Consider the following 20,650-nt stretch of genomic DNA (forward strand, 5'->3'; position numbering starts at 1 on the left):
TCGGCGCCCGTAAACGACATCGCCCCGGTCGCGACGTGAATCGCGACCGGGGCGGTGGAAGCGGCGCCGGCAATCAGCCGGCGCGCCGCTCAGAAGATGTTGCGCAGGCCGATCGAGACGCCGGTCTGGTTGTTGCGGCCCGGCAGTTCGACCACCGAGGCGCCGGTCGCCTTGTTGAAGTCGACCGTGCCGTAGATCTCGGTGCGCTTGGACAGCGCGTATTCGGCCAGGCCGACGATCGCGTAGCGATTGCCGCTGCCGAGCACGCCGCTCGAGATCGTCGCGTTGCGCGAGTGGTCGTAGTAGAACGCGCCGGTCAGCGTGATGGTCGGGCTCGCCTGCCAGGCCACGCCGGCATACGGGCCGTCGTCGATCCGGCCGGTGCCCTTGAGCGAGCTGATGCCCGGCACGATGGCTTGCTGGGCCAGCGTCGAATCGACGAAGCCGGTGTCGTCCTTCGAGCGCAGGTAGCCGGCGTAGAGCTTGACCGTGCTGAACGCGTAGACCGCGCCCACGTGGTAGATGGTCTGCTTGCGGTTCGAGTTGTCGCTGTTCTGCTGCATGCCGGCGGCCACGTTCAGCGGGCCGAAGGCGTAGCCGAGCGTGAAGCCGTACATGTTGCCGGCGCCGACGTGGCCCGGCAGCTGGCCCGAGAAGCCGTTCGCGCCGGTCGAGGTCGAATCGGTGCCGAACGAGTACATCGCGCCGACCGACAGGCCGCCGAACTTGCCGTTGTACTTGACGGCGTTGTCGGCATAGAGGCCCGCGCCGAGCGCCACCGGCAGCCAGGCGTTTTCGAAGTAGTTGCCCACCGTCAGCGGGTCATAGGTATCGGCCAGCAGGTCGAACAGCAGGGTCTTCTGGCGGCCCAGCGTGACGGTGCCGTACTGGCTCTGCAGGCCCACGTAGGCCGCGCGGTTGAACAGGCGCGAGCCGCCCGCCATCGAGCCGTCCTGCAGGTTGATGCCGCTTTCGAGGTTGAAGATCGCCTTCAGGCCGCCGCCGAGATCCTCGACGCCTTTCAGCGCGAAACGGCTGTTGGTGATCGCGCCGTTCGTCATGTAGAAGCGATTGTCGTTGTTCGCGTTCGAGTTGGTCAGGTAGCGCAGGCTGACGTCCGCGACGCCCCACAGCGTGACCGAACTCTGCGCGTACGCCTGCGTGCCGGCGAACGCGAGCATCATGCCCCCAACCAATCCCGCGATCCTGGTCTGCTTCATGAGCGATCCTTTTCTTTATCGTTGACGGTGTCGTTATGGTCCGGGCGCGACGGCGCGCGGCCGGATGCGCGTCGCACGCTTCTGGCGCGGACGGCGTGGGCCGCATCATAAGACGGGGGCTGTAAGGAACAAAAAAGAATCGCGCCGCGCCGCGCGCGGCTGTCGCCCGCGCGCAACGCACTGGGGCAGGGCCCGATTGCGGCGGGCCGCGAGGCGCGTCAGGGTTGCGGCAATGCAGCATGCGGCGCGCGGCAGCTCGGGGCGCCGCCATGAATCGCCGCCGATCGAGGGCCGCTCAGTCGCGCTTCAGTTCGGCGAAGCGCAGCCGGTTGCCGAAGGGATCGGCCACCGTCAGTTCGCGGCCCCAGTCCTGCTGCTCGATGCCCGGGCGCGCATAGCCGTATTGCTTGCCGATCAGCTCGGCGTGCAGCGCATCGATTCCCTCCATCGGCACGAATACCGTCGAACCCGGCGTGGCATCGCCGTGATGCTCGCTCAGGTGCAGCTCGAGCTCGCCGCGCTTGAGCGCCGCGTAGAGCGGCAGGCCGAGCTCGAAACGATGCTCCCAGAGCAGGTCGAAGCCGAGGAAGTCGAGGTAGAACTCGCGGGCCTTGGCCTCGGAGAAGATGCGCAGGATCGGGATCGCCGGACTCAGTTTCATGCTGGCCTCTTGGAGAGGGATGCGCGTGGCGGGCAATGCATCGGAGACCGAAGCAAGGCCCGCTCGACGCCGGGCCTGCATCTTAGCGCGGATCGCGCGGCGCACCGGCGGCGGATCGATAGCGAACCGGCACCGAATCGGGCAGCCGATCGGCATCGCCGCCGGCGCTTGGGGCGCGCGGCTCGGCGGCTGGCTCGATACCAGGCTCGGTGCCAGGCTCGACATCCCGCTCAGAACCAGGCGCTGGCCAGCCCGATCAGCGCGCCGCCGCCGAGCAGCCAGAGCGGATGCAGGCGCGTGCGCCAGGCCAGCACCGCGCAGGCCGCAGTGATTCCCCATTGCAGCGCCGCATGGTTCGAGGCCTGCGAGATCAGCATCGCGCTGGCCGCCACCAGGCCCGCGGTGACCGGCATCATGCCCTGCTGCACGTAGCGCCGCCACGGCCGGTCGCGAAAGCGTTCCCAGGCGTGCAGCGCCAGCATGGTGACCGCCGAGGACGGCCCGAACTTGGCCAGCGAGGCCACCAGCAGCCCCGGCCAGCCCGCCACATGCCAGCCCACCAGCGACACGATCATCATGTTCGGCCCCGGCGCGGCCTGCGCCAGCGCGAACAGCGCGGTGAACTCGGTGGCCGGCATCCACTGGTGGATCTCGACCACCTGCCGCTGCATCTCGGGAAGGATGGTATTGCCGCCGCCGAAGGCCAGCAGCGAGAGCTGCGAGAAGATCAGGGCCAGCGCGCCCAGCGTGTGACTCATCGCGCGTCTCCCGCGGCCTGCATGCGCCCGCGCGCGGCCAGCCAGATGCTGATCGGCGTGAGCACCAGCATGGTGGTCAACAGAGGCAGCCGCAGCAGCGCGATCGCCACGAAGGCCAGGGCCGCCACGACGGCGGCCGCCGGCACCTGCCGCAAGGGCCGCGCGACCTTCAGCGCCATCGCGATCAGCAGCCCCGCCGCCGCGGCCGCCAACCCGCCGAACAGGTGCTGCACGCGCGGGTCGCCCTGGGTCCTGGCGTAGATCACGCCGAGCGCGACCACCACCAGGGTGGGTCCGGCGATCAGGCCGAGCAGGCCCGCCAGCGCGCCGGGCACGCCGCGAAAGCGCATCCCGACCGCCACCGACAGGTTGATCACGTTGCCGCCGGGCAGGAACTGGCAGAGCCCGAGCAGGTCGGTGAATTCCTCGGGCGTGAGCCAGCCGCGCTGCTCGACCACGGCGCGCCGCACGAAGGGCAGCGCGCCGCCGAACGAGACCAGCCCGAGCCCGAGAAAGCCGAGGAACAGCTCGGCGACGCCGACCTCGCGCGGCGGCGCCGGACGGTCCTGTGTGAGGGGGGAAGACATGCGGGGAATCCTGGGGAGAGTGCCATCGATGCGGCGAGAGTACGCCCGATCGAGGCCCCGGCAAAACGATTTCTCGGCTCGTGCCTTGTGATCTACACTCACAAGCATGACGCGTCTACTCCCCCCTTTTCCGGCCCTGCGGGCCTTCGAGGCCGCTGCCCGCCACGAGAGCTTCAGCGCCGCCGGCGACGAGCTGCATGTGACTCACGGTGCGATCAGCCGCCAGGTGGCCGCGCTCGAGGCCTGGCTCGGCCGGCCGGTGTTCCATCGCCACGGCCGGCGCGTGCGGCTCACCGAGGAGGGCCGCCGCTACCTGGCGACCCTCTCCGAGGCCTTCGATCGCATCGCGCAGGCCAGCGAGCAGTTGCGCGAGGCCGGGCCCGCCCATGTGCTGCGCATCAACGCCCAGGCGACCATCGCGATGAAGTGGCTGCTGCCGCGGCTGTCGCGCTTTCAGCGCGAGATGCCCAACGTGGAGCTGAAGCTGTCGACCTCGGACGCGCCGCTCGACACGCTCGACGGCCAGTTCGACGTGGCGATACGCAGCGGCCCGGGGCGCTGGCCGAACCGCGCGAGCGGCCACTTCCTCGACGAGACGGTGCTGCCCGTGTGCAGTCCGAAGCTCCTGCGGCAGATGCCGATCGCCTCGGCCGAGGATCTCGCGCGCCATGTGCTGCTGCATTCGGATACGCGGCCCTCGGCCTGGCGCGACTGGTTCGCGGCGGCCGGCACGCCGCTGCGCGCGCGCAAGCGGCAGTCCTTCGATCACTTCTACCTGGCCCTGCAGGCCGCGGTGGACGGGCTGGGCGTGGCGCTCGGCCCGCTGCCCCTGCTCGACGAGGAGCTGGCCAGCGGCCGGCTGGTCGCGCCGCTGGCGGGCCCGCGCATCGCCACGCGGCGCTACTGGTGGATCGCGGCGCGCGAGGCCTCGCCGCCGGTATTGAAGTTCTGCGCCTGGCTCGACGCGCAGGCCCGCCGCGCCGAAGCCTGAAGCGCGGCCGGCCGGCCCGCGCCGCCGTTCACACCACCGGGCCCGGCTCCTTCTCGCGGCGCAGCAGCGCGTGCAGCAGGATCGCGCCGAAGGTGGCGGTGCCGATCCCGCCCAGCGCGAAGCCGCCCAGCTTCAGCGAGAAATCGCCGGCGCCGAGCACCAGGGTGACGGCCGCCACGATCAGGTTGCGGTTGTCGGAGAAGTCGACCCGGTTCACCACCCAGATCCGCGCGCCGGTCACGGCGATCAGGCCGAACACCACGATCGACACGCCGCCCAGCACCGGGCCCGGGATGGTGCTGATCAGCGCGCCGAACTTCGGCGAGAAGCCCAGCACGATCGCGATCAGCGCCGCCACCGCGAACACCAGGGTCGAGTAGATGCGGGTGACCGCCATCACGCCGATGTTCTCGGCATAGGTGGTCACGCCGGTGCCGCCGGCGCTGCCCGACACGATGGTGGCCAGCGCGTCGCCGATGAAGGCGCGGCCGACGTAGCGGTCGAGGTTGTGGCCCGTCATCGCGCTGACCGCCTTGATATGGCCGAGGTTCTCGGCCACCAGGATCACCGCCACCGGCGCGAGCAGCAGCATCGCGTGCGGGTCGAACACCGGCGCCGTGAAATGCGGCACGCCGAACCAGGCTGCGTGGCCGACGATCGAGAAGTCGATCGGCTTGCCCAGGCCGAGCCCGTTGGCGACCACCGCGTAGATCGCGTAGGCGATCAGCAGGCCGATCAGGATCAGCAGGCGCTGCATCATGCCGCGCGCGAACACCGCCACGCCGCCCACGCACAGCACGGTGAGCAGCGCCATCACGCTGTCGAAGGTGCTGGCGCTCACGCCCTTGACGGCGATCGGCGCGAGATTGAGGCCGATCACGGCGACGATCGCGCCGGTCACCACCGGCGGCATCAGGGTCTCGATCCAGCGCGTGCCGATCGCCGAGACGATCAAGCCGATCACGCCATAGGCCAGCCCGCAGGCGATGATGCCGCCCAGCGCGAGCGGGATGTTGGCATTCATGCCGCTGCCGCCGTAGCCGGTCACGGCGATCACCAGGCCGATGAAGGCGAAGCTCGAGCCGAGGTAGCTCGGCACGCGCCCGCCCACCAGCACGAAGAACAGCAGGGTGCCGATGCCCGACATGAAGATGCAGAGGTTCGGATCGAAGCCCATCAGCAGCGGCGCGAGCACGGTCGAGCCGAACATCGCCACCACGTGCTGCACGCCCATCGCCACCATCTGCGGCCAGGGCAGCCGCTCGTCGGGCGCGACCACGCGATCGGCGCCGCGCTCGGCCACGCGCCAGCGCGGGAAATAGGAATCGGCCATCGCGGGCTCTCCTGTCGGAAGGGGGGGCTTGTCGGGAACGGCCGGCGCGCGCGGCGCCGCCGGGGCGAATCAGGCGCGAGTGTACGAAGCGCGAACGCCGCTGACAAGAAGGGATGACACAGGGATGATGCGCGCTGAGGGTTGAAGCCTGGCTGGAGGCGGAGCGCGGCGGAAACGGGAGGGACGGCGGGGACACCGCGCGGCGCCGGCCGAGCCGGATCGGGCCCGGCCGGCGCCGCGTGACTCAGTTCAGATACTGGAACAGCGAGAGGTTCTGCACCTGCGAGAAGGCCTTCTGCGCGGCCGTCAGCGCGTTCTGCACCTGCAGCAGCTGCGTGATCGCGGTCGGCATGTCGGCCTGCTGGAGGTCGGACAGCGAGTTGGTGGCCACCAGCGCATTGCTCGAGGTGATGGTCTGCATCGCCTTGACCTCGGTTTCGCGGCCGCCCACCGAGGCCTGCACGGTGGTGATGTTGGCCAGCGAGTTGTTGACCTTGGTCAGCGCGGTCGACATCGAGTTCACGAAGCTCGCGGTGGCGGCGCCGTCGCTGCCCACCGGCGCCTTGAGCGCGGCGATCGCCGCGTCGAGCGCGCCGAAGATGTCGGCCCCGGCGGCCGGCGCGGGCGTCAGCGAGAAGCTGTCGCCGGCATTCGGCGAACCCGAGATCACCAGGCTCTGGCTGCCGACCTGGATCGCGCTGCCGGCCTGGTAGGCCTGCGCGGCGCCGGTGGTCGGCGGCGTGGTGGAGTTGTCGGTCACCGTGTAGGTGGGTGCCGTCGAGGTGCCGCCGAAGGTGATCGTGTAGGCGTGGTTGTTGGTCGGGTCGCCCGGCTTGCCGGCCGTCACCGCGCCGATGGTGCCGGTGCCGGTGTTGCCCGCGGCGCCGGTCGGCACCGGCAGGCTGCCGGTCGAGGGCACCGAGAGGAACACGTTCACGCCGCTGTCGCCCTGCGCCACGCTCAGCGTGTCGGAGATCTGCACGTTGCGCTGGCCGGTGTCGCCCGAGAAGGTCACGCCGCCGGCCGGCGAATTGGTGAACGGCTGCGACGAGCCCTGGAAACCCGCGAAGATGTAGTTGCCGGCGCCGTCGGTGGTGTTGGCCAGGCTCAGCAGCGTGTCGCGCTGGCCCTGCAGCTGCGAGGCGAGCGCCGCGCGGTCGCTGTCCGACATGGTGCCGTTGATCGCGCTGCTCAGGCGCGAGACGATCGAGTTCAGCGTGCCGGTCACGCTCGAGAGCGTCGAATCCTCCAGGCCCAGCGCGGAGAGCGCGGTGTTCTGGTTCGCCGAGTATTGCGAGAGCGTGGCCGAGGTGGCCGACAGCTGCACCGCCTGCGCGGCGCCCAGCGGATTGTCGGCCGGCGTCTGCAGCAGGTTGCCGCTCGCCACCTGCTGGTACAGGGTGGAGATCTGCGACTCCTGGTTGTTCATCAGCTCGATGTTCTGCGTATAGAACTGCGAGGTGGCGATGCGCATGATGATCGATTCCGTCAGTTGAAGATGCCGAGCAGCGTGCTGAACAGCGTGGAGGCGGTCTGGATCACCTTCGCGTTGGCCTGGTACATCTGCTGGTACTGCATCAGGTTCACGGCTTCCTCGTTCTGGTTCACGCCCGACACCGATTGCTGCTGGGTGGTGATCTGGCTGACCACGCCGGCCTGCACCGAGCTCCTGGCCGACAGGCTCGCCGCGGCGTTGCCGACGTTGTTGACGTAGGAGCTGTAGGCCGCGCTCAGCGTGGTGCTGCCGCCGTCGAAGGCCTTCGAGGTGGCCAGCGCCGACAGCAGCTGGGCGTTGCGGCCGTCGTTGGTGCCGCTGCTGCCGCCCTGGATGGTGAAGGTGTCGCCGTCCGCGGGCGCGCCCGAGACCGACACCGTCACGTTGTTCATCAGGTTGGTGTCGGTCGGCGGCTGGACCGTGCTGGTGATGGTCAGCGTGGCGCCCTTGCTGGCGTCGTAGGGCACCTGGGTGTTCGCGTCGGTGATCGCCACGGTGGTGGGCGGGGTGGTGCCGATGGTCACCGTGGTGCCGGCCTGGAACCCCGTCAGCGACTTCGAGGCCGCGTTGTAGGTCAGCGTGGTGGTCGACGAGGGAATCTGGTAGCCGGTCGTGACGCTGCCCGCGGTGATCGCGCCGGTGCCCGTGTTGGTGGCGGTCTTCTGCGCGAACACCGGCGCACCGGAGGCGATGGTCGCGCCGCTCACCACGCCGAAGCTGTTCAGCGCGCCGCGGGTCGGCTCGATGGTGAACGAATCGCCCGGCTGCATGGTGCCGGTGGCCGACAGCTTCAGGCCGCCGAGCGTGGCCGGCAGCGAGTTTGCGGTGCCCGCCACGGTGCCGGTGGTCTTGTTGGTCAGCGTGTAGGTGGTGCCGTCGTAGGACAGCGTGAAATCGCTGGTCGGCGGCTGCTGGGCATTGTCGAAGGCCGCCGTGAGCGTGGCGTTGCCGGTGTTGTTGGCATTGGTGATGGTGGTCGGCGTCGGCAGGTTGAACAGGTTGCCGCCCACCTTGCCGTTCAGGTCCACGCCCAGCGCGTTCTGCGCATTGGTCTGGGCCGCGAAGCTGACCGCGATCGCGCCGAGCTGCGCCTCGGCCGGATCGAGCGTCTGGGTGCGGAACTGCAGCGCGCCGCCGATCGAGCCGCCGGTCACGCTGCTGTCGGGCACCACGGTGGTGGTGGCCGCGCCGTTGACGGTGCCCTGCACCGTCAACGACAGCTCGCTCGGGTCCGCCGCCGAGGGCGCGGTCGACAGTTGGTAGCTGTTGTTGCCCACCACCAGCGGCTGGCCGTTGCCGATCGAGACGTTGTAGTTGCCGTTGACCTGGGTGACCTGCACGCCCACGTACTGCGACAGGCTGGCGACCGCCTGGTCGCGCTGGTCGAGCAACTGGTTGGGCGGCTGGCCCTGCGAGCCGGCCGCCGAGATCTGCTGGTTGAGCTGGGCGATCTGCGCGGTCAGCGCGTTGACGCTGGTGACCGAGCTCTGCAGCTGCTGGTTGACCTGGGTGCGCAGCGCGTCGAACTGCGCGCCTGCCGCGTTGATCTGGGTGGCCAGCGTCTGGCCGGCGGCCAGCGCGGTCTGCTGGGTGCTCTGGTTGCCGGCGTTGTTGGCGACCGTCTGCAGGCCCGAGAAGTAGCTGGAGATCGCCGCGCCGATCCCGGCCGACGGATTGCCGACGTAGTTGTTCAGCGTCGCGACCAGGGCCGAGTACGAGCTCAGCGCGCTGGCGGTGGTGTTGGCCGAATTGAGCTGGTCCGACAGGTACTGGCTGAACTGGCGCTGCACCGTGACGGTGGTCACGCCGCTCGGGCTGAAGCCGTTCGGCGTGTACTGGCCGTCCGATTCGGCGAAGATCGGGCGCTCGACCGAGTAGCCCGGGGTCGCCTGGTTGGAGATGTTCTGGCCGGTCGTGTTGATACCCCAGAGCGCGGCGTTGATGCCGCTGAGTCCGAGGTTCAGGAGATTGCTGGACATGAGTGCCGGCCGCGAACGGCCTCCGGGAAAGGGACACCCGGTATAACGGCCGCGCGCGGCGGAAATTGAGGCCGCGCGCGAGAAAAACCGCGGCGCCGGGAGCCGCCGACGATGACCGGAAATTACGCGCGCGCGAGCTGGCGGCGCTTCACTTCGAGCTGCGTGATCAGGCGCTGCAAGGTGTTCTCGGCGGCGCCCGGCAGCGACACGAAACGGAAGCCGAGCTGGTAGCGGCGCGCGCCGTTGGGCGAATCGGTGATGCGCTGCGAGACCAGTTGCAGGTCGAGCGCGAGCTTGCCGTGGCCGGCCAGGTTCAGCTCGACCTCGGGCAGGGTCACGCCGGGCTCGAGCGCGGCGGCGCGTTCGTCCACGGTGCGCAGGCCGATGCCGCCCAGCGAGAGGTTGTCGATCTCGAACACGAAACCCTCGCCCTCGGGCAGGGTGCCGCGCGCCACGTAAGGCTCCAGCACCGGCGCGTCGACGCGGAAATACTCGCGGCGCTGCACGAAATAGAGCACTTCGGGAAACTTGGCCTGGAAGGCCGGGCGGCCCTCGTAGCTGATCTCGCTCGGGGTGCCGATGGTGAATTCGACGCGCACGCCGTCGGGCAGGGCCTCGAAGGCGCCGTGCGAGGCGCCGAGCAGTTGCGCGTTGTGCGCCTCCACCGCGCCCCAGTCGAAGGTAAACGTTCCCGAGCCGACCTGGACGTCGAGCACCCGCGTGACGATCTGCCCGCCCGGGTAACGGACCGTGAGGAAATCCCCCCGGTTCAGGAGATTGCGCAACTGCACGCCGATTTCGAGCGGGTTGCGACGGCCGTAATCGGGGACGGAATCGTCATCCGCCGACGTTTCGGTCAGTGCTGCTTCGGTCTTCATTGTTGGCTTGCCGGATGTCGTCTGCTTGGCGCCCGGCTTGCCCGGACGCGGTGGCCTGCCCGCGGCTTGCGCGGCCGCTGGTCTCTTGGCGCGCGAGCCCTGCCGGCCCGCAGCGTCAGCGCAAGAGTGTAGATCGAAAACATCCTAAGATCTTTGGCGAATCGTAAATTCGAAACGCCGGCTACCCGGAAATGGGTAGGAGGGAACCCGGCCGGGCCGCCCGGCACGCGTCGCAAGCCAGGCCCGGCGCGGGTTCAGACGATCTGGCGGAGGATCGAGATGAGCTTCTTCGCGTAATGCGGATCGGTCGCGTAGCCGGCGCGCTGCATGCCGGTGGCGAACTTCTCCGGGGTGGTCGAGGCGTTCACCACGCCGGCGTAGCGCGGATTGTTCTTGAGCATGCTGGCGTAGTCGGTCATCGCGTGCTCGTAGGAATCGTAGGCGCGGAACTGCGCCACCACGCGGCGCGGCTGGCCGCCCACGTACTCGGTGGTGACCGCCGACACGGTGCGCCCGGTCCAGTTCTTGGTGGCCTTGATGCCGAACACGTTGTAGCTGCTGCTGCCGTCGCGGCCGCGGATCTCGCGCTTGCCCCAGCCCGATTCGAGCGCGGCCTGGCCGACGATGAAACGCGCCGGGATGCCGGTGGCCGAGCTGGCCGCCTGCGCGGCGTCGGCCACCTTGCCGACGAAGGCGTCCTGGTCGGGCGAGGTGCCGTTGCCCTTGACGGGCGGCGTCAGCGAACTCGCGCCGGTATAGGCGCCCGCGCCGCCGAGCCGGCCGTTGCCGCGCGCGTTGGCCAGCGCCTGCGCCAGCGCGTTGGTGGCGGCCATGCCGCCCTCGTCGCCGCCCATCGCCCCCAGCGCGCCGCCCAGGCCGCCCGCGGCATTGCCGCCGGCGCCGCCGGTGTCCGTGATGTGCGCGGCGCGCATCATCTGCTTCATCAGCGCGTCGGCCACGCCGATCCCGCGCGAGGCCATCTGCTGCGAGAGCTGCTGGTCCAGCATCGAGGTGTAGAGCTTCGAGGTGTTCGAGTCGAACACGCCGTCCTGGGGCGTGGCATCGCGCATGCTCTTCAGCATCATCTGCGAGAACATCGCGTCGAACTGGGTGGCGACCTGCTTCATGCCGGCCGCGGGCGAGGCGTTGGCCTGCCGGCGCAGCGAATCGAAACCCTGCACGTCCAGCGCGAAGCGCTGGGTCAGGTCGTTGGCGTTCGGGAAATTGGCCATCAGATGATCTCCAGGTCGGCCCGCAGCGCGCCCGCGGCCTTCATCGCCTGCAGGATCGACATCAGGTCGGCCGGTGTGGCGCCGAGGGAATTGAGTGCCTTCACCACGTCGGCGAGATTCGCGCCGGCGGTCACCAGGCGCATCGCGCCGTTGTCCTGCTTGAGCTGGATCTGCGACTGCTGCGCCACCACGGTCTGGCCGTTGGAGAAGGCGCCCGGCTGCGAGACCACCGGCTGGGTGTTGACCACCACCGACAGGTTGCCGTGCGCGACCGCGCAGCTCTGCAGCGTCACCATCTGGTTCATCACGATCGAGCCGGTGCGCGCGTTGAGGATCACCTTGGCCGCGGCGCGGTCCGGGTTCACCTCGAGGTTCTGCAGGCGGGCCATGAAGGCGACCTGCTGGGCCGGATCGGCCGGCGCGGTGAGCTGGATGGTGCGCCCGTCGAGCGCGGTGGCGATGCCGGGCCCGAAGCTGGCGTTCACCGCGGTGACGATGCGCTCGGCGGTGCCGTAGTCCATGTCGTTCAACTGCAGCTGCAGCGTGCCGTTCATCTGCGCCAGCGCGTTGGGCACCGAGCGCTCGACGATCGCGCCGCCGGCGATGCGCCCCGCCGCCAGCTGGTTGACCTGCACGCGGCTGCCGTTGGCGCTCGCGCCGGCGCCGCCCACCGCCATGTTGCCCTGGGCCAGCGCATAGACCTGGCCGTCGGCGCCCTTGAGCGGCGTGAGCAGCAGGGTGCCGCCGCGCAGGCTCTTGGCGTTGCCCAGCGAGGACACCGTCACGTCGATCGCCTCGCCCGGCCGCGCGAAGGGCGGCAGGGTCGAGGTCACCATCACCGCCGCGACGTTCTTGAGCTGCAGGTTCGACAGCGACGCGGTGCCGCCCGTCGAGGTGCCGTTGTTGATCGAGATGCCCAGGTTCGCGAGCATGTTCGCGAGCGTCTGGGTGGTGAAGGGCGTCTGGGTGGTCTGGTCGCCCGTGCCGTCCAGGCCGACCACCAGGCCATAGCCGATCAGCGGGTTGTCGCGCACGCCCTGCAGCTGGGCCAGGTCCTTCAGGCGCTCGGCGTGCGCCGGCGCGGCCGGCAGCGCGGCGGCCAGCAGCAGCGCCAGCGCGAGCCGGAACAGGCGGGCGAACGGGCGCGCAAACGGGCGGCGCGGGATCGAGGCGTGGTTCATGCGGCTCACCACGGCGCGACGTTGAGGAAGAAGCGTTGCAGCCAGCCCATGGTCTCGGCCTCGTTGATGTAGCCCTTGGCCGAGTACTCGATGCGCGCGTCGGCCACCTGGGTCGAGTAGACCGAGTTGGCGCCGGAGATCGAGTTGGGATTGACCACGCCCGAGAAGCGCACGAACTCGTTGCCCTGGTTGATCAGCATCTGTTTCTCGCCGCTCACCATCAGGTTGCCGTTGGGCAGCACGTTGGTGACGGTCACCGTGATGGTGCCGCTGAAGGTGTTGGCGGCGGTCGCCCCGCCGGTGGCGGTGAACTTGTTGCTGCCGCTGGCCGACAGGTTCGCCTTGTTGAACAGGCCGCCGAGGAAGCCGGCGGTCGGCACGTTGAAATCGGTCGAGCCGCCGCGGTTCGCGTTCGCACCGGACGTCTTGGTGGCGTTGACGTTCTCCGCGATCATGATCGTCAGGATGTCGCCGATGTTGCGCGGACGCTGGTCCTCGAACAGCGGCCGGCCCGCGTAGCCCGGGTTGTAGATCGAGCCCGGCGCCTGCATCTGCGGCGGCACCGGCGGCACCGCCGTCATCGGCTGCTGGGTGATCGGCTGGTGCGGGATCTGCGCGCAGCCGGCGAATGCCGCCGCCAGCGCCAGCGCCGCGGCCCGGGAGACAAGCCCGGGCACCACCCGGAAAGGACGAACCTGCTTCATGACGACCTGCCCTGCCCTTAGCTCTTCATCTGCGTGACGGTCTGCAGCATCTGGTCGGAGGTGGTCACGGCCTTGCTGTTGATCTCGTACGCGCGCTGGGTCTGGATCATGTTGACCAGCTCCTGCACCACGTTCACGTTCGAGGCCTCCACGTAACCCTGGTTCAGCTTACCGGCGCCGTTCAGGCCCGGCGTGGTGACGTTGGGCACGCCAGACGAGGTGGTTTCGGCGAACAGGTTCTGGCCGAGCGCCTGCAGGCCTTCCGGGTTGACGAAGGTAGCGACCTGCATCGCGCCGATTTGTACCGCGTTGCCCGAACCCGGCTGGACCACCGTGACCACGCCGTCGTCGCCGATCGTCAGCGATGTCGCGTTGGTCGGGACGGTGATGGCCGGCAGCACCTGGTAACCGCTCGAGGTGACGAGTTGGCCCTGGTTGTTCTTCTGGAACGAGCCGTCGCGCGTATAGGCGGTGGTGCCGTCCGGCATCAGTACCTGGAAGAAACCCGAACCGTTGACCGCCACGTCCAGCGAGTTGCCGGTCTGGGTCAGCGCGCCCTGCGTGTAGAGTCGCTCGGTGGCCACCTGCTGCACGCCGGTACCCAGTTGCAGGCCCGAGGGCAGCTCGGTCTGCTGGGTCGAGTTCGCGCCGGGCTGGCGCACGGTCTGGTACAGCAGATCCTCGAACACCGCGCGCGAGCCCTTGAAGCCGTTGGTGCTCACGTTGGCGAGGTTGTTCGAGATCACGTCCATCTGCGCCTGCTGCGCATTCATGCCGGTGGCGGCGATGTAGAGGGATCGATTCACGGTAGTTCTCCTGGGGGGCGCGCCGCTCAGCTGAAGCTGAGGATCTGGTTGGCCGTCTGTTCGTTCTGGTCGGCGGTCGAGATCAGCTTGGTGTGGAGCTGGAACGCGCGTGCGTTGTCCAGCATCGACACCATCGCGGCGACCGGATTCACATTGCTGCCCTCGAGCGACTCGGCCGCCACCGTCACGTTCGGGTCGGCATCGGCCGGGTTGCCGTCGGTGGTGCGGAACAGGCCGTCGTCGCCGCGCGTGATGGTGGACGGATCGGGATTGACCAGCTTGAGCTGGTCGATCATGGCGATCGCCGAGGGCGGGTCGCCCGCGGCCAGCACCGAGACCGTGCCGTCCGGGCCGATCGTCACCTTGGCATTGGGCGGGATCGCGATCGGGCCGCCGCCGCCCACCACCGGCAGGTTCGAGGCGTTCACCAACTGGCCGTTCTCGTCCACGTGCAGGTTGCCGGCGCGCGTGTAGGCCTCGCTGCCGTCCGGCGCGAGCACCGACAGCCAGCCCGGGCCCTGCACCGCCACGTCGAGCGGATTGCCGGTGCGGGTGATCGGCCCCGGCGTGTAGTCGGCGCCCGGCGTCGAGTCGAGCACGAAGGTGCGGGTGGTGGTCGGGTTGCTGGCCTCGCCGAAGTTCATCGGCACGGCCCGGTAGGTCGCGAGTTGCGCGCGAAAACCGGTGGTCGAGGCGTTCGCGAGATTGTTCGCGATCACGCTCTGCTGCTCGAGGGCCTGGCCCGCGCCCGTCATCGCCGTATAGATCAGTCGGTCCATGGTGATCCGTCAGTTCTCGCGCGCCGCGCCTTAGAGGTTGATCAGCGTCTGGTCGACGGCCTGCTGCGTCTTGATGGTCTGCGCATTGGCCTGGTAGTCGCGCTGCGCCGTGATCAGGTTCACCAGCTCGCCGGTCAGGTCGGTGGTCGAGGCTTCCGTGGTGCTGCCCTTCAGGGTGCCGTGGTTGGTGCTGCCCGGCACGCCGACCTGGGGCACGCCCGAGGCGCTGGTCTGGATGTACTGGTTGCCACCGATGCTGGTCAGCCCTTGCGGGTTGTTGAAGTTGACCACCACCACCTGGCCCAGCGTCAGGGTCTGGTTGTTCGAGTAGATGCCCTGGATGGTGCCGTCCGCGCCGACCGAATACGAGTTCAGCGTGCCGGTCGGGTAGCCGTCCGCGTTCAGGTTCGCCACGCCGCTCTTGGACGCGCCGAACTGGGTCGAGCCGCTCAGGTTGATGTTGATGGTCTGGGCGGTGGCGCCGTTGGTGTTGTTGACCGCCAGCGCGAAGGTGTTGGTCACCGCGGTCGGGTTGCCGTCGGTGCCCACCGTGCCGATCAGCTTGCCCGAGCTGTCGAACTTGGCGGTGCCCATGTCCTGCGGCGCCGCGCCGTTGGCGCCGGCCCACACTTCCCAGCTGCCGGTGGTGGTCGACTTCACGAAGTAGAGGTCGACGTTCTCGCTGTTGCCCAGCGAATCGAAGGCCGGCACCGACTGGTGCAGCGTGTAGGTGGTCGGGTCGTTCGGATTGAAGGCCGCGGTGCTCGACTGCGACGTGTCCGAGGTGCTCAGGTTGAACTGGCCGGTGATCGAGCTGGTCGCCTTCGGCGCGATGTTGCCCTGCGGCGCGGTGAGCGGCACCAGCGCGCCGGTGTTGATCACGCCGTTGGCGTTCACGGCATAGCCCATCAGCTGCGCGCCGGCCGCGTTGACGATGTTGCCGTTCTTGTCGGCGTTGAAGGTACCGTCACGCGTGTAGGTGGTCACGCCGTTGTTGGTCACCTGGAAGAAGCCGTTGCCGTTGATCGCCATGTTCAGCGGGTTCTGGGTGGTGGTGAAACCGCCCTGCTGGAACACCTGCGCGACCGCCGCGAGCTGGGTGCCGATGCCGATGCCGTTGGCGACCGCGGACGACACCGAGTTCGCGTACATGTCCGTGAACTGCGCGGTGGCGGCCTTGAAGCCGGTGGTGTTCGCGTTCGCGATGTTGTTGCCGATCACGTCGAGGTCGTTCGACGCGCCCTGCAAACCGCTCAAGCCCTGTTGGTAACCCATGTTGGTCTCCGTCGGCGCGTGGCCGGGTCAATAGTCAGGAAGAGGAATTCGAGTTGTTGTTCGACGAATCCGAGCCCGAGCCGGAACCCGAACCGGAGCCCGAGCCGTTCGAGGCCGAGGCCGACGGGAAGATCGCGCCGATCGCCGACAGGCCGACCGTGGTGCCGTTGGACAGCGCCAGGCCCGGCGTGCCGTCGGCCTGGCGGATCACGCCCTGCACCTGCGCGACCGTCATGGTGGTGGCGCTGGCGGTGTTGCCGCTGGAATCGGTGTAGGTCGCCTTGATGGTGTAGTTGCCATCCGGCAGCTTGGCGCCGGTGCTGTCGGTCGGCGTCCAGGTGAACGGCACCGTGCCGGCCTGCTGCGCGCCCTCGTTGATGGTGTTGACCACCTGGCCGGCCGAGTTGGTGACGGTGATGGTCAGGTTCGAGGCGGCCGTGCTGAGCTGCACGCCGAACGCGGTGGTCGCGCCGCCGGAAAGGCTCAGCGTATTGCCCGGGGCCAGCACGTTCGAGCCGACCAGCATCGCCGCCTGGGTCTGCTGGCCCGCCGTGATCTGCGAGGACAGCGAGGTCAGCGACGAGTTGAGCTGGGCGATGCCGCTCACGGTGTTGATCTGCGCGAGCTGCGAGGTCATCTGCGAGCTGTCGACCGGGCTGGTCGGATCCTGGTTCTGCAACTGCGTGACGAGCAGGGTCAGGAAGGTCTGCTGCAGGTCCGCCGCCGACGTGTTGCTGCTGTTGGCGTTCATGGTGTCGGTCGGCGTGTTGTTCACCGTGGTGCCGTTGCCGCCGATCGTGCTGGAGGAGCTCATCTCCGGGTTGCCTTTCGCGAGGTCGCTCGCGGATACGCTGGTTCGGGTTGGGAAGTCTTGCGGTCGGTGTCGAGGGCGGCGCCCGGCTTCAGGAGCCGATCGTCAGCGTCTTGAGCATCAGCTGTTTGGCGGTGTTCAGGGTCTCGACGTTGGCCTGGTACGAGCGCGAGGCCGAGATCATGTTGACCATCTCCTGCACCGGATCGACGTTCGGCATGGTCACGTAGCCGTTCGCGTCGGCCGCCGGGTTAGACGGGTCGTAGTTGGTCTTCATCGGCGAGGGATCGTCGATCACCTGCTTGACCTGCACCCCGCCCACGCCCTGCCCCGAGCGGGTGCGCGCGTTGCCGATCGGCTGGGTCTCGAACACCACCTGCTTGGCGCGGTAGGGCTTGCCGTCCGGGCCCGTCACGCTGTCCGCGTTGGCCAGGTTCGACGCCGTGACGTTCAGGCGCTGGGATTCGGCGGACATCGCCGATCCGGCGACGTCGAAGATGTTCATCAGCGAAGGCATGTGGGCTCCTCGGGTACGGCTGGGTTTGCGTCGTGCTCGGCGCAGCGGCGCGGCGGATGACGGGACGATGACATCGGGCTCGGCTCGGGCGGCCGGCTCAGCTGCCCGACTGGATCGCGGCCAGCATCGCCTTGATCTGGCCGCTCACCAGCGTCATGCCGGTCTCGAAGTGGACCGTGTTGTCGGCGAACTGCACGCGCTCGGCATCGAGGTCGACCGTGTTGCCGTCCAGCGAGGGCTGGCTCGGGATCCGGTAGGCGGCGCGGCCATAGTCCTCGACCGGCCCGCCGGTGGCCGCCAGGCGCGTGTCGCCGCTCATGTGGCCGGGCGCGGTCGACACCAGGGTCATGCCGCTGGTCACGCCGGCCGGCTGCGCCAGCGGCAGGCGGGTGGCGTTGTCGGTGGTGGCCTGGCCGGCCTGCTGCTTGAGGGCACGGCCGAGCGTCGCGCCGAAGTCGACGTCGCGGGCCTGGTAGCCCGGCGTGTCGGCATTGGCGATGTTCGACGACAGCAGTTCCTGCCGGTACGCGCGAACGTCGAGCGCCTGGCGGCCGAATGCGAATTCGGCGTCGAGTTTGTCCAGCATCGTGCGGTCCTCCAGCTCAAAGCGGTGCCGCGCCCCGGACCCGCGCGAGGAAGGCGGCGGGCGCAGGGACGCTTTTCGATGACAGCCATCGTAGGCGCGCAAGGCAAGCGGCAATCGGACGAATAACCGGCAAAGCCCCCCTCTATTCATCGTTTGTCCGGGGTGGCGCCTCCCTAGAATGCGATGCCGTACCAACGGTTTTTCGAGGAGGCGGCGATGGCGACGGACGCAGGCCCGGTGAGCGGATCCGGCAAGGCGGCGCGTGCGCTCGGCCGCCGCGCGCTGCTGGCGCTGGCCCTGGCCGCGCTGCTGCCGGCCGCGGCACTGGCGCAGAGCGCCGGCGCCGACGGCATGATCGTGATCCCCGGGCGCGGCGAATCGGCCGAGACGGCGCTCGCCAACGCGAACGCGCATGGCGTCAACACCCCCGCCCCGCGTGGCTCGACCAGTCTCAACAGCTACAGCGCCGCCGAGCTGCGCGGCGCCTACGGCGGCGGCAGCGCCGTCGCGAACGGCGCCACCTCGGCCAACGACATCGTGCTGACCGGCAGCGCGCCCGGCACCGCGCCGCGGCCCGCCATGGCGGCCGGCGCGAACCAGAATCCGAATCCGGGCGGCATGGTCGGCACGCGGGCCGTCGAGGTCCTGTCGGGCGGCGAGGCCGCGATGCGCGCGGCCGCCTCGGCCGATCCCGACGCGAACCGGCCCGAGCCGCCGCTGTATCCGAGCCGTCGCGCGAACCCCGGCGCCCAGCCCGCCAACAGCCCCGCTCGTCCCGGCGCCGCGCAACCGTCCCAGGACGCGGCGACCTATGCCGCCGACTACGCCGCCGGTTACGCGGCCGGCATCGCCGCCGCCCGCCGCGCCGCGCAGGCGGCGCCGGCCGGCCCGGCCGCCGCGGCGCCTGCCGCTTATCGATCCGCCGTCTATCGCGCGCCCGGCGGCGCGGCTGCCGTGCCCGCCCAGGCCGGCGCCTCGCTGCGCGCCGCCTTCGCCCCGTCGCCCGCCGCGCGCGCCCAGCAGGTCGCGCCGGTGGTCGCCCAGGACGTGGCGCCGCCGCATCCGGCCGGGCCGGCCGCGGTGGCCACCCTGCGCCAGCCGGTAGCCGGCATCCTGCGCGTCTCGACGCGCGCCGCCCTGCCGCCCGCCGGCGACACCGCTGCCGCCGCAACCGGCGCCGCGCCCGCCCAGGCCCAGGCCGCGCCGCCGGTACCCGAGGGCCAGCAGGATCCGGAAGCGATCCGCCAGGCCGCGCTGGCCTTCCTGCGCCAGCAGACCGCCGGCCTGCCGGGCAAGGCGATCGTCACGGTGGCGCCGGCCTTCCCGCGCGGGCTGGCCGCCTGCACCGGGCTCGAGCCCTTCCTGCCAACCGGCGCGCGGCTCTGGGGCCGCACCACGGTGGGCGTGCGCTGCGCCGGCGCGAAACCCTGGACGCTCTACCTGCAGTCGAAGATCTCGGTGCAGGGCACCTATTACGTGGCGGCTCGCGCGCTGTCGCCCGGCGAGGTGCTGACGGCCGCCGACCTGGTCGCCCACGACGGCGACCTGACCCAGCTGCCGCTGGCGATCATCACCGACCCCGGCCAGGCAGTCGGCGGCACCTCGCTGGTGCGCGTGGCGGCCGGCCTGCCGCTGCGCCAGGACATGCTGCGCAGCGCCTCGTCGGTGACGATCGGCCAGACCGTGCGCGTGGTGGCGGCCGGCAAGGGTTTCACGATTTCGTCGGAAGGCAGCGTGATGAACAACGCGGGGCCGGGCCAGCAGGTGCGGGTGCGCCTCGCGGCGGGCCAGATCGTCACGGCGGTGGTGAAGGATTCGGGAACGGTCGAGATTCCGTTATGATGGGCGCCGCCAGCGCGGCCAGTAAGACTGCAAAAGAGTGCAAACTTTTGTTTCTGAAAGCATTTACTGAAGATCGAGCGCTAAAGTTCGGCTCCGTCCTGCCGTTATCTCGCTCAAATCGTTCAGGAAGCCCATCGTGAAAATCGATTCCACCCCCGCCACGAACGTCCGCCCGGCGTCCTCCGACGCCGCTTCGTCGCGCAGCCAGGCCGCCGCCCCCGCGGCGCCGGTGGCCGACGCCGCGCCCGCCACCGGCGGCGATGCGAACGTGAACCTGTCCTCCGTGTCGACGAACCTGCAATCGCTGGCCTCGTCGGGCTCGGCCGATATCGACACCGCGAAGGTGGCGTCGATCCGCGATGCGATCCGCAACGGCTCGCTCTCGATCGACACCGGCAAGATCGCGGACGGCATCCTGCAGACGGCTCGCGAGCTGGTGCAGACGCCGGTCAAGCTCGGCTGAGGGCGGCGGGGGGCGACCGCAATCGGCACGCGGATGGTCCGCGCGCCGGCGTTTTGAGCGAGACGCAATGAAAGAAGCACTGCTGGCGACGATCAACGACGAGCACGCGACGGTGGAAGCCTTCGCCTCCCTGCTCGCCTACGAGCAACAGGCGCTGACGGCGGCCTCGCCGGCCGATACGCTGCCCGACATCATCGAGCGCAAGACCCAGCTGGTCGAGCGCCTGGCCACGCTCGAGAAGCAGCGCGACGTGCAGCTCGCCGCGCTCGGCTACCCGGCCGGCCGCGTCGGCATCGACGCCGCCTCGGAGCGCGACCCGAGCGTCGCGAGCCGCTGGAAGCTGCTGCGCGAGGCCACCGAGCGCGTGCGCCACGCCAACCTCAACAACGGCATGCTGATCCGCATCCGCATGGACTACAACGAGCGCACCCTGCAGGTGCTGCGCGCCCAGCCGGCGCGCGCCGGCCTGTACGGCCCGGACGGGCGCGTGTCGGGCGCGGCGCGCTGAGATCGCTTCCCCCAGAACCGTCACGCGCGGCATCGGCCGCGGGT

Annotated in this window: 21 protein-coding genes; 4 read left to right on the forward strand and 17 right to left on the reverse strand. The window is 69.7% G+C overall.

Annotation, left to right across the window (positions count from 1 at the left end):
* Positions 1-89: 89 nt before the first annotated feature.
* The 4 genes from BM43_RS22900 to BM43_RS22915 all read right to left on the reverse strand — a co-directional run bounded on the left by BM43_RS22900 (position 90) and on the right by BM43_RS22915 (position 3,226).
* Positions 90-1,220 (reverse strand): porin, encoded by a 1,131-nt coding sequence (locus BM43_RS22900; protein ID WP_025099419.1) that lies wholly within the window; start codon positions 1,218-1,220, stop codon positions 90-92.
* A gap of 295 nt (positions 1,221-1,515) precedes the next feature.
* Positions 1,516-1,881, reverse strand: a complete 366-nt coding sequence (locus BM43_RS22905) for a glyoxalase superfamily protein (RefSeq protein ID WP_036048910.1) — start codon at positions 1,879-1,881, stop codon at positions 1,516-1,518.
* 230 nt (positions 1,882-2,111) lie between these two features.
* Complete coding sequence (locus tag BM43_RS22910; protein WP_013699637.1) at positions 2,112-2,639, reverse strand: chromate transporter; 528 nt, start codon at positions 2,637-2,639, stop codon at positions 2,112-2,114.
* Entirely contained in the window at positions 2,636-3,226 is a 591-nt protein-coding gene (locus BM43_RS22915) for a chromate transporter (RefSeq protein ID WP_013699638.1), read from the reverse strand. Before BM43_RS22915 ends, BM43_RS22910 begins: the two co-directional genes overlap by 4 nt.
* A 106-nt stretch (positions 3,227-3,332) precedes the next feature.
* On the opposite strand from BM43_RS22915, the gene BM43_RS22920 reads away from it, so the two are divergent.
* On the forward strand, positions 3,333-4,217 hold the full coding sequence (locus tag BM43_RS22920; RefSeq protein WP_036048908.1) for a transcriptional regulator GcvA: 885 nt from the start codon (positions 3,333-3,335) through the stop codon (positions 4,215-4,217).
* 28 nt (positions 4,218-4,245) lie between these two features.
* Here the strand turns inward: BM43_RS22920 and BM43_RS22925 are convergent, their stop codons facing one another.
* From BM43_RS22925 to flgB, 13 genes are all read right to left on the reverse strand, one after another.
* Positions 4,246-5,550 carry a solute carrier family 23 protein gene (locus BM43_RS22925; protein WP_036048906.1) on the reverse strand — a complete coding sequence of 435 codons (1,305 nt, stop codon included), beginning with the start codon at positions 5,548-5,550 and terminating at the stop codon, positions 4,246-4,248.
* 244 nt (positions 5,551-5,794) lie between these two features.
* Entirely contained in the window at positions 5,795-7,024 is a 1,230-nt protein-coding gene (gene flgL, locus BM43_RS22930) for a flagellar hook-associated protein FlgL (RefSeq protein WP_013699641.1), read from the reverse strand.
* Positions 7,025-7,038: 14 nt separating this feature from the next.
* Positions 7,039-9,024: a flagellar hook-associated protein FlgK gene (gene flgK / locus BM43_RS22935; protein WP_036048904.1), complete on the reverse strand. Its 1,986-nt coding sequence runs from the start codon at positions 9,022-9,024 to the stop codon at positions 7,039-7,041.
* Positions 9,025-9,146: 122 nt separating this feature from the next.
* The gene (locus tag BM43_RS22940; protein ID WP_036048902.1) at positions 9,147-9,902 is read right to left on the reverse strand and encodes a flagellar brake protein; all 756 of its coding nucleotides are present in this window, start codon (positions 9,900-9,902) and stop codon (positions 9,147-9,149) included.
* A gap of 254 nt (positions 9,903-10,156) precedes the next feature.
* On the reverse strand, positions 10,157-11,134 hold the full coding sequence (gene flgJ, locus BM43_RS22945; RefSeq protein WP_036048900.1) for a flagellar assembly peptidoglycan hydrolase FlgJ: 978 nt from the start codon (positions 11,132-11,134) through the stop codon (positions 10,157-10,159).
* Positions 11,134-12,315 (reverse strand): flagellar basal body P-ring protein FlgI, encoded by a 1,182-nt coding sequence (locus BM43_RS22950; protein ID WP_036048898.1) that lies wholly within the window; start codon positions 12,313-12,315, stop codon positions 11,134-11,136. The genes flgJ and BM43_RS22950 overlap by 1 nt, the downstream gene beginning before the upstream one ends.
* A gap of 5 nt (positions 12,316-12,320) precedes the next feature.
* Positions 12,321-13,019, reverse strand: coding sequence for a flagellar basal body L-ring protein FlgH (gene flgH, locus BM43_RS22955; RefSeq protein WP_036048896.1), 699 nt, complete (start codon positions 13,017-13,019; stop codon positions 12,321-12,323).
* A 17-nt stretch (positions 13,020-13,036) separates the two neighbouring features.
* The gene (gene flgG / locus BM43_RS22960) at positions 13,037-13,825 is read right to left on the reverse strand and encodes a flagellar basal-body rod protein FlgG (protein ID WP_036048894.1); all 789 of its coding nucleotides are present in this window, start codon (positions 13,823-13,825) and stop codon (positions 13,037-13,039) included.
* A 26-nt stretch (positions 13,826-13,851) separates the two neighbouring features.
* Complete coding sequence (gene flgF, locus BM43_RS22965) at positions 13,852-14,604, reverse strand: flagellar basal-body rod protein FlgF (protein ID WP_013699648.1); 753 nt, start codon at positions 14,602-14,604, stop codon at positions 13,852-13,854.
* 30 nt (positions 14,605-14,634) lie between these two features.
* Entirely contained in the window at positions 14,635-15,879 is a 1,245-nt protein-coding gene (flgE, locus tag BM43_RS22970) for a flagellar hook protein FlgE (protein WP_036048892.1), read from the reverse strand.
* Positions 15,880-15,913: 34 nt separating this feature from the next.
* Positions 15,914-16,693 (reverse strand): flagellar hook assembly protein FlgD, encoded by a 780-nt coding sequence (locus BM43_RS22975; protein ID WP_036048890.1) that lies wholly within the window; start codon positions 16,691-16,693, stop codon positions 15,914-15,916.
* A gap of 88 nt (positions 16,694-16,781) precedes the next feature.
* The gene (gene flgC / locus BM43_RS22980; RefSeq protein ID WP_036048889.1) at positions 16,782-17,207 is read right to left on the reverse strand and encodes a flagellar basal body rod protein FlgC; all 426 of its coding nucleotides are present in this window, start codon (positions 17,205-17,207) and stop codon (positions 16,782-16,784) included.
* Between the two features lie 97 nt (positions 17,208-17,304).
* Complete coding sequence (gene flgB / locus BM43_RS22985; RefSeq protein WP_013699652.1) at positions 17,305-17,793, reverse strand: flagellar basal body rod protein FlgB; 489 nt, start codon at positions 17,791-17,793, stop codon at positions 17,305-17,307.
* A gap of 216 nt (positions 17,794-18,009) precedes the next feature.
* Between flgB and flgA the strand changes: the two genes are divergently transcribed.
* The 3 genes from flgA (at position 18,010) to BM43_RS23000 (ending at position 20,606) form a co-directional block, all read left to right on the forward strand.
* Positions 18,010-19,635, forward strand: a complete 1,626-nt coding sequence (gene flgA / locus BM43_RS37640; RefSeq protein WP_052710576.1) for a flagellar basal body P-ring formation chaperone FlgA — start codon at positions 18,010-18,012, stop codon at positions 19,633-19,635.
* A 136-nt stretch (positions 19,636-19,771) separates the two neighbouring features.
* The gene (gene flgM, locus BM43_RS22995) at positions 19,772-20,098 is read left to right on the forward strand and encodes a flagellar biosynthesis anti-sigma factor FlgM (RefSeq protein ID WP_013699654.1); all 327 of its coding nucleotides are present in this window, start codon (positions 19,772-19,774) and stop codon (positions 20,096-20,098) included.
* A 67-nt stretch (positions 20,099-20,165) separates the two neighbouring features.
* The gene (locus tag BM43_RS23000) at positions 20,166-20,606 is read left to right on the forward strand and encodes a flagella synthesis protein FlgN (RefSeq protein ID WP_013699655.1); all 441 of its coding nucleotides are present in this window, start codon (positions 20,166-20,168) and stop codon (positions 20,604-20,606) included.
* Positions 20,607-20,650 lie beyond the last annotated feature (44 nt).

The organism is Burkholderia gladioli (assembly GCF_000959725.1).
In the GTDB taxonomy this organism is placed as follows: domain Bacteria; phylum Pseudomonadota; class Gammaproteobacteria; order Burkholderiales; family Burkholderiaceae; genus Burkholderia; species Burkholderia gladioli.